This window comes from Mycolicibacterium sp. XJ1819, from assembly GCF_053483675.1.
The window spans coordinates 66,467-79,650 of record NZ_JBEFST010000018.1; the positions used below are offsets into that span (position 1 = coordinate 66,467).

At 61.5% G+C, this 13,184-nt stretch carries 13 protein-coding genes and 1 pseudogene; 7 read left to right on the top strand and 7 right to left on the bottom strand.

Annotated elements, in window-relative coordinates; genetic code table 11:
* Positions 1-11: 11 nt before the first annotated feature.
* The 3 genes from ABQE89_RS19900 to ABQE89_RS19910 are packed head-to-tail and all read left to right on the top strand — an operon-like array spanning position 12 to position 2,654.
* Entirely contained in the window at positions 12-884 is an 873-nt protein-coding gene (locus ABQE89_RS19900; RefSeq protein WP_448419759.1) for a 3-hydroxyacyl-CoA dehydrogenase family protein, read from the top strand.
* The gene (locus tag ABQE89_RS19905) at positions 884-1,660 is read left to right on the top strand and encodes an enoyl-CoA hydratase-related protein (RefSeq protein WP_448419761.1); all 777 of its coding nucleotides are present in this window, start codon (positions 884-886) and stop codon (positions 1,658-1,660) included. The genes ABQE89_RS19900 and ABQE89_RS19905 overlap by 1 nt, the downstream gene beginning before the upstream one ends.
* Before the next feature lies 1 nt (position 1,661).
* Entirely contained in the window at positions 1,662-2,654 is a 993-nt protein-coding gene (locus ABQE89_RS19910) for an acyl-CoA dehydrogenase family protein (protein ID WP_448419763.1), read from the top strand.
* On the opposite strand, the gene ABQE89_RS19915 is transcribed toward ABQE89_RS19910, so the two are convergent.
* The 4 genes from ABQE89_RS19915 to ABQE89_RS19930 form a co-directional block, all read right to left on the bottom strand.
* Entirely contained in the window at positions 2,643-3,497 is an 855-nt protein-coding gene (locus ABQE89_RS19915; protein WP_448419765.1) for a sugar phosphate isomerase/epimerase family protein, read from the bottom strand. The two genes, ABQE89_RS19910 and ABQE89_RS19915, sit on opposite strands and share 12 nt — an antisense overlap.
* Positions 3,494-4,336, bottom strand: coding sequence for an SDR family NAD(P)-dependent oxidoreductase (locus ABQE89_RS19920; RefSeq protein WP_448419767.1), 843 nt, complete (start codon positions 4,334-4,336; stop codon positions 3,494-3,496). Before ABQE89_RS19920 ends, ABQE89_RS19915 begins: the two co-directional genes overlap by 4 nt.
* Positions 4,261-5,064 carry an NHL repeat-containing protein gene (locus ABQE89_RS19925; RefSeq protein ID WP_448419769.1) on the bottom strand — a complete coding sequence of 268 codons (804 nt, stop codon included), beginning with the start codon at positions 5,062-5,064 and terminating at the stop codon, positions 4,261-4,263. The genes ABQE89_RS19920 and ABQE89_RS19925 overlap by 76 nt, the downstream gene beginning before the upstream one ends.
* A 193-nt stretch (positions 5,065-5,257) precedes the next feature.
* Complete coding sequence (locus ABQE89_RS19930; protein WP_448419771.1) at positions 5,258-5,731, bottom strand: limonene-1,2-epoxide hydrolase family protein; 474 nt, start codon at positions 5,729-5,731, stop codon at positions 5,258-5,260.
* A gap of 141 nt (positions 5,732-5,872) precedes the next feature.
* Here ABQE89_RS19930 and ABQE89_RS19935 point away from each other — a divergent pair, with 141 nt between their 5' ends.
* On the top strand, positions 5,873-6,685 hold the full coding sequence (locus ABQE89_RS19935) for a mycofactocin-coupled SDR family oxidoreductase (RefSeq protein ID WP_448419773.1): 813 nt from the start codon (positions 5,873-5,875) through the stop codon (positions 6,683-6,685).
* A 38-nt stretch (positions 6,686-6,723) separates the two neighbouring features.
* Positions 6,724-6,927, top strand: a complete 204-nt coding sequence (locus ABQE89_RS19940; RefSeq protein WP_448419775.1) for a ferredoxin — start codon at positions 6,724-6,726, stop codon at positions 6,925-6,927.
* Between the two features lie 11 nt (positions 6,928-6,938).
* On the opposite strand, the gene lpdA is transcribed toward ABQE89_RS19940, so the two are convergent.
* The 3 genes and pseudogenes from lpdA to ABQE89_RS19955 form a co-directional block, all read right to left on the bottom strand.
* The gene (gene lpdA / locus ABQE89_RS19945) at positions 6,939-8,333 is read right to left on the bottom strand and encodes a dihydrolipoyl dehydrogenase (protein ID WP_448419777.1); all 1,395 of its coding nucleotides are present in this window, start codon (positions 8,331-8,333) and stop codon (positions 6,939-6,941) included.
* 62 nt (positions 8,334-8,395) lie between these two features.
* The gene (locus tag ABQE89_RS19950) at positions 8,396-9,322 is read right to left on the bottom strand and encodes an alpha-ketoacid dehydrogenase subunit beta (RefSeq protein WP_448419875.1); all 927 of its coding nucleotides are present in this window, start codon (positions 9,320-9,322) and stop codon (positions 8,396-8,398) included.
* A 177-nt stretch (positions 9,323-9,499) separates the two neighbouring features.
* A pseudogene (locus ABQE89_RS19955) lies at positions 9,500-10,417 on the bottom strand (thiamine pyrophosphate-dependent dehydrogenase E1 component subunit alpha); the annotation flags it as partial.
* A gap of 304 nt (positions 10,418-10,721) precedes the next feature.
* Between ABQE89_RS19955 and ABQE89_RS19960 the strand changes: the two are divergent.
* Entirely contained in the window at positions 10,722-11,975 is a 1,254-nt protein-coding gene (locus tag ABQE89_RS19960) for a cytochrome P450 (RefSeq protein WP_448419779.1), read from the top strand.
* Positions 11,976-11,989: 14 nt separating this feature from the next.
* Positions 11,990-13,168, top strand: a complete 1,179-nt coding sequence (locus ABQE89_RS19965; protein ID WP_448419781.1) for a cytochrome P450 — start codon at positions 11,990-11,992, stop codon at positions 13,166-13,168.
* Positions 13,169-13,184: the final 16 nt, after the last annotated feature.

Below are 13,184 nucleotides of genomic sequence, written 5' to 3' on the forward strand. Positions count from 1 at the left end.
GGAGGATCCAAATGTCTGATTTCACACAGGTCGCGGTGCTCGGATACGGCACGATGGGGACCGGAATCGCGCAGGTTGTCGCCCAATCTGGACGGCGCGTCAAGGTATTGGAGACCGACGGTGACCGTATCGCGGCGGGACGGCAGAAGCTCACCGACTTCCTCGTTGAGGGCATCCGGCGTCACAAGATTACTGCTGAGCAACGTGATTCGACGCTTGACAACATCACGGAGACGACCGCCGTCGACGAGTTGGCGGGATGCGGTCTCGTGATCGAGGCGGTGGCCGAAGACGTGGTGCTGAAGGAGGCGTTGTGGCCGCAGGTAGCCCGGGTGGTCGGCCCGGATGCGGTGTTGACGACCAACACATCGGCCCTCTCGGTGACGCGGCTTGCCAACTGCGTCGACAACCCGAGCCGGTTCGCGGGGCTGCACTTTTTCAATCCGGCGCCCCTGATGGCGCTGATCGAAGTAGTTGGTGCATTGCAGACCGCTCCAGAAGTTGTTGCCGCCCTGTCTGAGTTCTGTATCTCATTGGGCAAGACGCCCGTACAGGTCAAGGACCGGCCCGGCTTCCTGGTCAATCGGTTATTGATGCCGTACCTCAATGATGTGATCGACGCCTATGACAGCGGACTTGCATCAGCCGAAGACATCGACACCGCACTGGAACTGGGACTCGGCTACCGGATGGGCCCCTTTCGACTGCTCGATGTCATCGGCCTTGACACACATCACCACGCAACAGTGAGCGCATATGAGCAGACGCAGGATCGGCAGTATGCGCCCTCGCCGTTACTGAGTCAGATGGTCGCCGCGGGATACCTGGGAGACAAGAGCGGCCGCGGCTTTCGTGCCGGCGGCGGAATCACAGAGGAGAGCTGATGACGTACCGAGACATACTCGTCAACGATGCTGACGGTGTCCTGACTATCACTTTGAATCGTCCGGAGGCTGGCAATAAGTTCCGCGACGTCACGTGTGTCGAGCTGCTCGACGCCTTGCAGCGCTTCCGAATCTCACCCAACCTGCGAGTCGCGATCTTGACGGGGGCAGGCGAAAAGTTCTTCTGCATCGGCGGGGAACACGACGAGGTCCACGGGCTGGACTATTCCAATGTGCTGCCGATCATTGATGTATATCAGGCCATCGATACGATCGCGAAACCAATCATCGCGGCCGTCAATGGTTTCGCCGTGGGCGGGGGCAACGTATTGCACACCGTGTGCGATCTGACGATCGCCGCAGAGAACGCGGTGTTCCGACAGGTTGGACCTCTAGTCGGCAGCTTCGATGCGGGTTACGGCACCTGGTACCTGGAGGACACGATAGGGCGCAAGCGGGCTAAGGAGATGTGGTATCTGAACCGGAAGTACACTGCAGAGCAAGCGCTGTCGTTAGGTCTGGTGAATGACGTCGTGCCGGCAGATCAACTCATCGACCGGGCGAACGAGGTGGCCGGCGAACTGATGAGCCGCAGCCCGATGGCGTTGGGCGCGCTCAAGGCGGCCTTCTCGGCCAAGCACAATGGGGTTTCGGGTCAGGCTCGGATGGCCCACGACCAGCAATTGACGTTGTACTTGACGACGCGGGAAGCCCACGAAACAAGCGCCGCGTTCGCCGAGCGGCGATCACCGGATCCCAGCGTGGTTTGGAAGTGAGATGACCACTTCGCCGATGCCCCTTCTCACGCCGGAACACCGAGCGATGTGCGAGTTGATCGCTGACTTGACCTCGGGTCCGCTGAAGCGAGGAGCCGACTCCGAGCGGGCCCGAAAGACGCTGGCCGATAGCGGGATCTGGGCGCTGGGTATACCTGAGCATCTCGGAGGGGGCGGTGCTGACCATCTGACGACGATGATTGCCATCCGTCAGGTCTCGATCGGCTGGCCGGCGATGGGATTGGGCATGGCGCAGTTGCATGCGTGTATGCCCCTCATCAACGCGGCCTCCTCCCATGCGTCGACCCTCTCGTCAGCAATCGAACGCGGCGACGCGGTGGGAGTTGTCGATCTGTCGGTCGTCGGGGCAGGTGACGGCTCGACACGTATTGAGCGCTTCGACGCCCTTGGAGGCAACGCGCATCTGCTGGTTCTGCGCGGATCAGAGTTCTGCGTGGTGTCGACGTCCGAACTCGCACGACGAGAGCCCGTGCGCTGTACGGGTCTCGACGGCATGGTGGCCTGTGCGGCGGATCTGGCTGAGCGTGTTTCATGGCGCCCGGCGGTGGCCGACGACGAGGTCCGCGCTTCGCTCTACAGCGGAATGATCGCTGTGACGGCCGGCCTTGTCCATCGTGCCGCGGCCTCCGCCCTCACCTATGCCCAGAGCCGGGTTCAGTTTGGTGGGCCCCTCACGGCGTTGCCCACCATGAGGGACGAGCTCGTCCGACTGCGGGCGGCAGCAGACTTGCTCGAAGCCCAGATACATGCTGGAGAGCCGACTGTGGCACGGGCGGCCGGGATACTGCTAGATGCGCTGGACACTGCCGTCGACATTGCGGCTCGCGCCTTGCAGTGTTTCGGTGGCTACGGCTATCTCGAAGAGTATCCAGCTGCGGGACTGCTCCGGGATGCGGTTTCGCTGCGGGCAGTCGCGGACGCGGCGGGCATCGGCCAGATCGCCGCTGCTGCCGCGGTCATATCAGTCCGCTGACAGCCGATCCAGCAGTCGCATCATGGCCTGTGAGCAAGCCTGGGCGGCGGCGAGGGGAGGCATTTCGACCAGCCTATCATTGAAAATCTCTGGGCCCGTGGGGGGAAGGGGCCCCTTGTCGAGGATTCGTTGGACGATATCGGCCACCGGCAATTCGCCCTCGCCCGGCAGCTCGCGGAAGTGCGTCGAGTCGTAGAACCTATCGACCTGGGTGGCGAATGAACCGTCCACGAGCTGTACCTGAAAAATGCGTTCCAACGGAACGGGATCGACGTCGACGGGGCGACCTCCGGATTTGATCAGGTTGTAGGTGTCGATCACCAGACCCAGCCCTTCGCGCCCCACCGCCTCCACCAGGGCCAGACCGCCGGCGATGGTGCTGACCTTCGATCCGTTGCTCACCTCGAGATGAGGTCGAACTCCGAGTGCATTCGCCCGGTCGGTGAACTGTCCCAGAGAATCGACAACGGCCTCGAACGGAGCATCCGCGCCCTGGAACGGCGCCACGAGCGAGATGAACTCGACACCCAGCTCACCTGCATACCGCAGAATGTCTTGCTCGCTGGTTTTGAGTAGGTCAGCTGCCGCGCCGGCGGCGCAGCCCGGATCGTAGCCCGGATACCAGCCGATGTAGAGGTCCAGACAGATCACCGGAGCATCTCGTTCGGCCAACGCATCTCGAATCGCGCGTGTCGAGCCTAGACGAGCTTCAAGCTCTTCGACATCGCTGACGAATGCGGTCATCGAGTCGAAGCCGGCCGGGCGCAGACATTCCGCCCGAGTCAGTAGGTCGTGATTGTGGAGGCAGGCCCCCCACATCACGTTCACCGGGCTCGTCGTCACGCCTGCATGAAACCCATGTCGACTTCGAGCACCGTCCCGCTCACATACGATGCCTTGTCCGACAGCAGCCACGCTATGGCTTCGGCCATCTCCTCGGGTTCGGCCAGCCGACCGCAGGGCATCAGTGCTGCGAACCGCTGCTGTGCTTCTTCGGGGTACGAGCGGATCAGCGCGGTCGCCGTTGCACCGGGGGCAAGAGCGTTGATCCGGATGTTGTCTTTGATGTAGTCCACTGCAGCGCTTCGGGTCAGCCCCACCACGCCGTGCTTGCTGGCCGTGTAATTCGTGAGCCCGGGCGGCCCCGCCTTCAATCCGGCACCGGACGCGACGTTGACGATGCCACCCCCGCCATTGGCCAGGAAATGCTTGACTTCGGCACGCAAACACAACCAGGTTCCGGTGAGATTGAGGTTGATCACAGCATTCCACTGCTCAAGCGTGATCTCGTGCGTGCGTGCCTCCGCCAGAGAGATGCCGGCATTGTTGACCGCGATGTGCAGTCCACCGAACGTTGACAACGCAAAATCAACCATTCCCGCGACGGCCGACTCGTCGGTGACGTCCACGTGTCGGTATGCGGCTTGTCCTCCACCAGCTCGTATTTCATCGACGATACGCTGGCCGGCTTCATCGGATATGTCAGCGACGACCACGGCGGCACCTTCGGCCGCCAGCAGCTGAGCGGTGGTTGCGCCGATACCCGATGCGGCGCCGGTGACGATCGCTACCTTGTTCTCGAACAGCACGTTGTCCTCGTCCTCGTCTATATCGTTGGGTCCCAGCGCCGGAGGCTCACCGGTGCTGTCTTCGGAGTGATGGCGAAGTTGTAGTTGAGCCACGAAGTGGCCACCTCTGCGACGTAGATCCGGCCACCGGAGTCGACTGCGACGTCGTGCGGTGCGACCAGATTTTCCCCTTGCGTGTGGCGATCAAGTACGAACCGCTCCCGCCCTCGAGCGTCGATGGCTACCAAGCGGTTACCGAGAACGTCGACATCACGTTGGATGCCGCTGGCGCCAAGTTCGGCGACGAGAAGCAAATCCTCGCCGTCGATGGAGATGGGAACCGCAGCGCAGGGGCGATGCGAGTGCCATTGACCCAGCGTCATCCCGCCGGTGTCGAAGAACTGCAACCGGAAGTTCTCCCGGTCGGAAACTACCAGGATGTCTTCGGTCAGGAAGTGAAGATGGTGCGGAAGACTGAAGCAGCCGAGTCGACTCCCGGGTTCGCCCCAAGACTGCATATGGTTTCCTCGGCGGTCGAACCGGTGTACACGTGAGTTCGCGTAGCCGTCGGCCACATACATATCGCCGGTACGGGGATGCACCGCCACTGAAGTCGGCCGGTTGAACCTCCCGCCACCGTGTGCCGGCGCCGCTTGGCCGCGAGAACCAAGAACCAGCAGCAGTTCGCCTTCCGGGCTGCGCTTCTCGACGACATGAGCGAATTCGTCGACCAGATAGACGTCGCCGAATCGGTCGACCCGGATGCCGTGTGGACGCACGAACTCGTCGCGGCCCCAGCAGCGCAGGAGCCGACCGGACTCGTCGAACTGGGCAACTGGCACTGGACCGCGGTGAAATACCCACACGCTGTCATCCGGTCCGATTGCGACGGACGCAGTGTCGCCGGTTACTTCGATCTCATCGTTGCGCGTTGGCCAGCACACCGGTCGGTGGGTGGTTCCCACCGGATCGCAAACCGAACCCCGGCCGGGCAAATCGGCGAGCTCAGTTGTGGGCGGAAGCAGCGACGGCATGCTACATCGAACTGTCGGACATATTAACAATCCCGTTCTCTGTACCGGCTACCGAGCGAGTGTGGATGACTGTCGGGTCGAAGTAGTCCCGGTGCGCACTGATCTTCCCTGCCCGAATGTCGAGCCTGCCCATGATGGCGATCGACGAGATTACCGATCCGCTGTCGTCGAACATCGTGTCGATGCGCTCGGTGAGAACAAACCCCGTCCCCACGGCGAGGCGCAGGATGTTGATCTCAGATCGCTTGTAGCACTGTTTCACCTGTTCATCGACGAAACTCAGCATCGACGACATACCGTGGATGGCGCGATAACCCGGCGCCGACCAGACGAAGTCGTCGGTGACGAGGCGAACCAATTCCCGCTTGAAGTGGCCAGGATCGTGTGCGCGGGCGGCGAAGTACGCGCGAGCCAGCGCGTCGATCTCGGTGACGGCCGAACCCTGGGCTGGTGTCGACCGGCGCGATTCTTGCAAGGTGACGCCTCCCGGCTTCTAGATTATGTCCGACATTTATCGTACCGTACTGGGACCGACGGCGTTAGAAATCCCCACCACGCCATCCAGCGCAGTGGATCGAGTCCGCACGCCGAGGCAACGAAGAAAGGAAGCACTGGAGTGGGAAATTTAGCTGGGAAGGTTGTGCTGATCACCGGGGCCGCCCGTGGGCAGGGGCGCAGCCATGCATTACGGTTGGCTCGCGATGGCGCCAACATTGTCGCCGTCGATGTCTGCAAGAAACTGCCGCACACTGATTATCCGGCGGCAACCCCGGATAACCTGGAGCAGACCGTCAAGGAGGTCGAAGCGGTCGGCGGGAAGATCTTCGCCGCGCAGGCCGATGTGCGAGACCGTGCTGCGCTCGAGGGCGCGATCAATGACGGTGTCGCTCAGTTTGGCCGGTTGGACGGTGTGATCGCCAACGCAGGCATTATCACGCTTCAGGAGTGGTCGGAAGTCACCCCGGAGTTGTGGGGCGACATCATCGACATCAACCTGACCGGCGTCTGGAACACCGCTCAGCTTGCGATCCATCACCTTCTTGACGCTGGTGGCGGTTCCATCATCTTCACCAGCTCGGCCGCCGGCCTCAAGGGTATTCCCTTCATGCAGCCTTACACGGCAGCGAAGCACGCGCTGGTGGGCTTGGCCCGATCGTTGGCCTTCGAATTGGCCGAGCACAATATCCGTGTCAACACGATCCACCCGACCGGCGTTGAGACACAGATGAATTCCGAGTCGTCGATGAACAAGCTCAATGAGCTCATCACCAAACATCCCCGTCTCGGCGGAATGTTCACCAATGCGTTGGATGTGCAGATGATCCAGGCACAGGATGTCAGCAACACGATCGCTTTTCTAGTCTCCGATGATGCCCGCTACATCACCGCCCACGCTATGACCGTCGACGCCGGGAACATTCCGTACTAACGATTGCCTGGATCCGGCGCTGACAAACGAAGTCTGGAATGGAGGAAAAAGTGAAGATCAAGGTCGACTACGACAGATGCCAATCACACGGTGAGTGCATGATGTACGCTCCGGACGTTTTCGAGGTCCGAGACGATGGCTTTCTGTACGTCCTACAGGAGGAACCGCCGACTGAGCTCATGGGTGACGTAGTGGCCGCGGTGAATTGCTGTCCTACTCAAGCGATTTCAGTTGAGCAATGATTGCCGAAGTATTAGCCGTGCACGTGTAGCGGCTTGCCGGCCAGTGCCAGGTGGGCTTCGCCCAGGGCCTCGTTCTGCGTAGGGTGCGCATGCACCAGCGGAGCGAGGTCCTCGGCGCTCGCCTCCCAGCTGCAGATCAGTTGCGCTTCACCGATGAGTTCGCCCACTCGGGCCCCGACCATATGGATGCCCACGACGGGTCCGGGAACGTCCTTCCCGCCCTTCTTGACCAACTTGACTGCGCCGGCGGTCCCGAGAATCTGACTCTTCCCGTTCCCGGCCAGATCATATGTCACAGTTTGGACTTCACCGTAAAGGTCACGTGCAGCAGCCTCGGTCAGTCCCACTGAGGCGACCTCGGGGTCACTGTAGGTGACGCGCGGAATCGCCGAATCATCGCTCGGGGTGGGGTTGAGACCGCCGATATCTTCGGCGATGAAGATTCCGTGTTGGAACCCGCGGTGAGCCAGTTGCGGTCCCGCAACTATGTCTCCTGCGGCGTATACACCAGCCCGCCCGGTACGCAGTCGCTCGTCGGTGACTACGAACCCGTGGTCCAAGGTGAGTGCGTCTTCGAAGCCCAAGCCGCTGGTGTTCGGGCCTCGTCCGACGGCTACCAGCAGGAAGTCGGACCGCACGGATTCGCCGTTGGACAGCGTCACCGACACGGAATCGGCGGTCTGAACGGCGCTCTCGACAGCAACGCCGGTGTGGATCTGGATGCCACGGCGCCGGAAGGCCCGTTCCAACTGCGTTGAGCTGAGGTCGTCGTCACTTGGCAACAGACGCGGCAGCGCCTCGACGATGGTGACCTCAGCACCGAAGCTACGCCAGATGCTGGCGAATTCGACCCCGATGACACCACCACCAAGAACTATCACCGACTCCGGGAGCGTGGCCAACGCGAGCGCGTCTTCACTCGTGATAATGCGCCCGCCGAGGTGGAGGTTGGGCAGAGACTTGGCGTAACTGCCGGTTGCAAGGACCAGGTTCCTGGCCCGGTAGACTTGTCCATCGACGGCCACACCCGTTGTGTCGCCGTTGGTCACAAGCTTTCCATGCCCCTTGAGAACAGTAATCTTACGGCTCTTGACCAACGCCTGGAGTCCCTTGTAGAGCTTGGCGACGACGCTCTCGCGATATGAGTGGATCGCGGGGAGATCCACCTCCGTCAGCGATGCACGGATTCCGAACTTACTGCTTGTGCGTATCGAGTCGGCAATCTCGGCTGTATGGAGCAGCGCCTTCGTCGGAATGCAGCCGCGGTGTAGGCAGGTCCCGCCGAGCTTATCGCTTTCGATGAGCAGTACCGACATACCCAGCTGTGCGGCTCGTAGCGCGCATGCGTAACCGGCCGAGCCCCCTCCGAGGACCGCAATGTCGTGGTTGATTTCAGGCGAGTTCATGGGCAGGCGCCCTTTCCGTAGGTTCCTTGAAAAGGATTGGCTGTCAGTACATATCGCGCCGGTCAGTACACGAGCACCGAGTCGACCGCGTCGAGCACACGGTCGACATCTGGCAGGTACAGGTGCTCGAGCTTCGCGGGTGGATAGGGCATGTTTCGACCGCCCACGCGACGCACCGGCGCCTCGAGATGTAGATAGCAGTCTTGGGATATGGTCTGGGCCAGTTCGGCGCCGAAGCCGCAGAACAACGGTGCCTCGTGCACGACTACGGCTCTGCTGGTGCGCTGCACTGACGCGACAATGGTCTCGATGTCCAGGGGCGCCAGTGAGCGGATGTCGATTACCTCGATATCGACACCGTCCTCGGCCGCGAGATCGGCAGCCCGCCGACATACTTCGACGGTGCCGCCATAACTGATCACGGTGACGTCGGAGCCTTCGCGCAGGATGCGCGCAGCCTCCATCCCGCACTGCTCCACGCTCAACGGTTCCGAGATCGACTTCGTATAGTAGAGCCGTTTGGGCTCATAGAAGATTACGGGGTCGTCACACTCGATAGCCTGGCGCAGCATCCAGTACGAGTCGGCAGGCGATGAGCAATACACGACACGCAGACCTGCGGTGTGGGCGAAGTATGCCTCGTTTGACTCGCTGTGATGTTCGACGGCGCCGATTCCGCCGCCGACCGGTATGCGAATGACGACCGGCAGTGAGACCTCTCCCAGAGTGCGGGCTCGCATTTTCGCGAGCTGGGAAACGATCTGATTGAAGGCCGGATACACGAAGCCGTCGAACTGGATTTCGCATACTGGCCGGAAACCACGCAGGGCCAACCCGATCGCTGTACCGACGATCCCTGACTCAGCCAAGGGAGTATCCAGCACGCGGTCGGAACCGAACCTGGTTTGAAGGCCATCGGTAATCCGAAAAACACCGCCGAGCAGGCCGACGTCCTGACCCAGCACCAAGACCCGATCATCGTCGGACATAGCGTCGTGCAGGCTCCGGTTGAGCGATTTGGCGAGGGTGGTTGGCGCAACCTCGTCGCGGGGCGATTCGATCGTCCTTGGGTTCGCGACGCTCAATGGAGATGGTGTGGAAAGTACCACGCTCTCCAGATGGTCGATATCGGGTGGAGCCAGGGTCGAGCACACCTGTCGTGCCTCGGCGGCGATCTCATCGCACAGCTTGTCCACCGTCGTCAGCAGGTCTGCCTCCAACCAGCCAGAGGCACGCATGAACGACGCAAGGCGAACCAGCGGATCACGCGCGCGCCATTGGTCCACTTCGGTGGTGGATCGATACCGAGTGGGGTCGTCCGCTGTACTGTGGCCAGCCATGCGGTAGGTGACCGCTTCGATGAAGGCAGGACCGTTGCCGCTGCGGACGTGCTCAGCCATGGCACGGGTGACCGCGTGCACCGCGAGGACGTCGTTGCCGTCCACCACCGCAGACTTCAGGCCGAATCCGGCTGCTCGCTGATGCAATGGCGCACCCATTTGTGCGCTCGTCGGCGTAGAGATGGCGAGTCCGTTGTTCTGACAGATGAATAACAACGGTGCGCCCGTGACCGCCGCCCAGTTGAGGGCTTCATTCGCATCACCCTCGCTGCTCGCGCCATCGCCGAAGTAGACGACGGCAATGTCGTCGGAGTCGTCCCGCTGCAATCCCATCGCGTAACCGGTGGCGTGCAGTGTCTGAGCTGCCAGAACGAGCGTATAGATGTGGAAGCGGTGCTTGTTCGGACTCCATCCGCTGTTTCGACACCCGCGCCACTGGGCCATGATCTCGTCCGCCGCGACGCCGCGGGCCAGTGCGGCGGCATGCTCGCGGTAGCTGGGAAAGACGTGGTCCTCTGCCCTGATCGCGGTGATCGAACCGATCTGCGCGGCTTCCTGTCCGACGCAACTGAGCCACAGTCCGAGCTCGCCCTGCCGCTGCAGATTCTGACACTCTGCGTCGAAACGTCGTGCAACGCGCATGTGCCGATACAGCTCCGCGCAGAGGTCGGCACCGAGTTCGAGATGAATTTCCGGATGCGCGGTGAATTCACCGTCCGGGCTCAGCAGAGTGATGGGGGTCATGGGTGCTACCACCTCGTCGTCGGTGCCGGCGTAGGTTTGCCACAGCTGGCGTGATCAGGCGCTTCGTCGGCCGGGGTGTGGTCCGGAAGCAGCATCGCATCGGGTGTGCGCGACACCTGTCTATTGTCCGACATAAGGTCTACCTGTGCAAGCCACTTGTCAGGGCCGTGGTGAGAATCGAACTACGCGCTTAGGGTGTGTGTTCCTGGTAGGAAACAAGATTCACCAATCCGACGAATCCCCTATGCAACTGTAGGACAATATGCCAAGCTGATTCATCGTTGACGACAGTGAGGTGGTGGCAATGGCCGATTTCGATCCGTACGACACCAGTTTCAAGCATGACCCGTATCCGATCTTCGAAGAGATGCGTCGTACCTGCCCGGTGCACCACTTTGTGGTCCCGGCGGAGCGAATCAATCGCGGGTCGGGCAATCCGTGGGTCGCGGAACCGACCGAAGAACTGTTCTCCCTCTTCCGCTACGAAGACATTGCGCGTGTGTTCCATGCGCATGAGGTCTTCTCCAACAAAGAGGGCCCGGGCCCGGAGCGGATGCAACAGATCAGCGAGGACGGCATGCTGTTGGTCGCCGACGAGCCCGCCCACCGGCGCCAACGCAACATCGTCAACAAGGCCTTTACGGCCCGAACTGTGCGCAACTACGAGCCCGAGATCGAAAAGATCGCGGAAGAACTGGTTGACCGATTGCGTCCGCAGGGAAAGGCCGACCTGGTAACCGAGTTCGCCGCGAGCCTGACAATCCAGGTAATCGCGAAGATCATCGGCGTCGACGATTCGCGCCTTGAGGACTTCTACCGCTGGGGTTCCGATTTGGTAGGCGCGTTCGGTGCCGACGAGGAAGCTGTGCAGCGGTCCTTGGTCTCGGGACTGGAATTCATGGAGTACATGACGTCGTTGATCACACCTCGCCGAGAGGCGCTTGCTCGCGGTGAAGCCATTCCTGATGACGTGCTCAGCGCGATGATAACGGCCGAAGACGACGGTTGGCGGCTGGATGACCAGGAGTTGCTACTCGGTTGCCAGCAGTTCATGACGGCCGGTTTCGAGACGGCGATGACCACGGTCGCCAGTGCCGTTTATCTGCTGTGTACGCACCCTGAGCAGCGTGCGCTCGTCGAAGCGGACCCGAAACTCATGGAGATCGTGGTCGAGGAGACCCTGCGATACATTTCGCCACTCGACGGGATCTGTCGTACCGCGTTGGAGGACACGGAAATCAACGGCGTTCCGATTCCAAAGGGCGCCAAGGTGCGACTGGTGCTCGCGTCGGCCGGCCGCGACGGTGAACGATTCGCGAATGCGGACAAGTTCGATCTCATGCGCGATCGTGCTGACGTCCGTGGACATCTGACCTTTGGGGTGGGTATCCATTCTTGCATCGGCGCCGCCTTGGCGCGCGCCGAAATCCGGATCGCCCTGACGGCGTTGTTCGGGGGCCTGCCCGGTTTGGACTTGGATCCCGACGAACCACCGACACCGGCCGGGGCAATGCTGCTCAATGGGTTCAGCCGACTCCCGGTCCGCTGGGAAGCATGAGGGGTACTCACCCGGTGACGTCGCAAATCAGTGAACTCCTCGACGGCTTCGACCAATACAATCCTGACCACGTCCAGGTCATGCATGACGTCTTCGAGCATGCAAGACGCGAGTGCCCGGTCTTTCACACCTCCGCGGAGCCGGGATATTGGGTCGTAACCCGCTACTCTGATGCCAAGCGGATCTTGCTCGACACCGAGACGTTCTCGAATCGGAACGGTGTGACGGTGCATGGCGTCAGTGAGCCGATTCCACTGCCCGCAGCTTCTGATCCGCCACTGCACAAATGTTACCGAGACCTGCTGCGGCCGTTCTTCGCCCGGGATGCGTTCCGCGCTTACGAATCGGAGATCCGCACGATCGCGCGGCAACTGATGGAGCCGTGGCTGCACACCGGCAGGGTGGAATTCGTCAACGACTATGCGGCCAAACTGGCGTACGCGTCGCTGTTCGCCGTCTTCCTGCAAGCCAAGGACAGTGCCGACGTCGACCTGCTGGTCGAGGGCGCCGACCGAATTGTTCAGGAGAGCACCCAGGAAGCATATTCCCACCTGATGGGACTGGTGCAGCAACTGCTCGCCAAACGCCGTGCACAAGCGGAGCAGATCGACGATATGCTCAGTGCGGTAGACCAGGGCGTCATCGACGGGCGACCGCTGAACGAGAACGAAAAGTTGGGGCTGATCTTCTCAGCCATTGCCGCCGGGTTCGAGACGAACTACGCGACGATGGCACTGATCATGCACGAGGTGGTGCAGCGGCCAGATCTCGTGGCGAGCATCGAAGGTCCCGATTGGACTGGCAGGTCGCTGTCCGAGTTCTTACGCTTCACCACGCCGGTCACCGGACTGATACGAACGGTGACGCGAGACACGACGATTAGAGATGTCGAACTGAGGGCGGGGGACACGGTCCTCATCAGTTACGCATCGGTGGACCGCGACGAGGAACAGTTTCCTCAGCCGGACACACTGGACTTCGCCCGGCTCAACAGTGGTCAGCACATGGCGTTCAGTTATGGGGTCCATCGGTGCCTGGGGGCGCCGTTTGCCGAGTTCGTCATCGGTATCGGCCTTGACGAACTGACGCAACGTGCAACCAACTTCCAGCTGCAAGAGGGCTGTGAAGTCACCTATACCACTGGGGTTGTGCGGCGCCCTGAAGCGCTTCCGCTCACTTTTGAACTGCGCTGACTTCAAGGAAACGCCA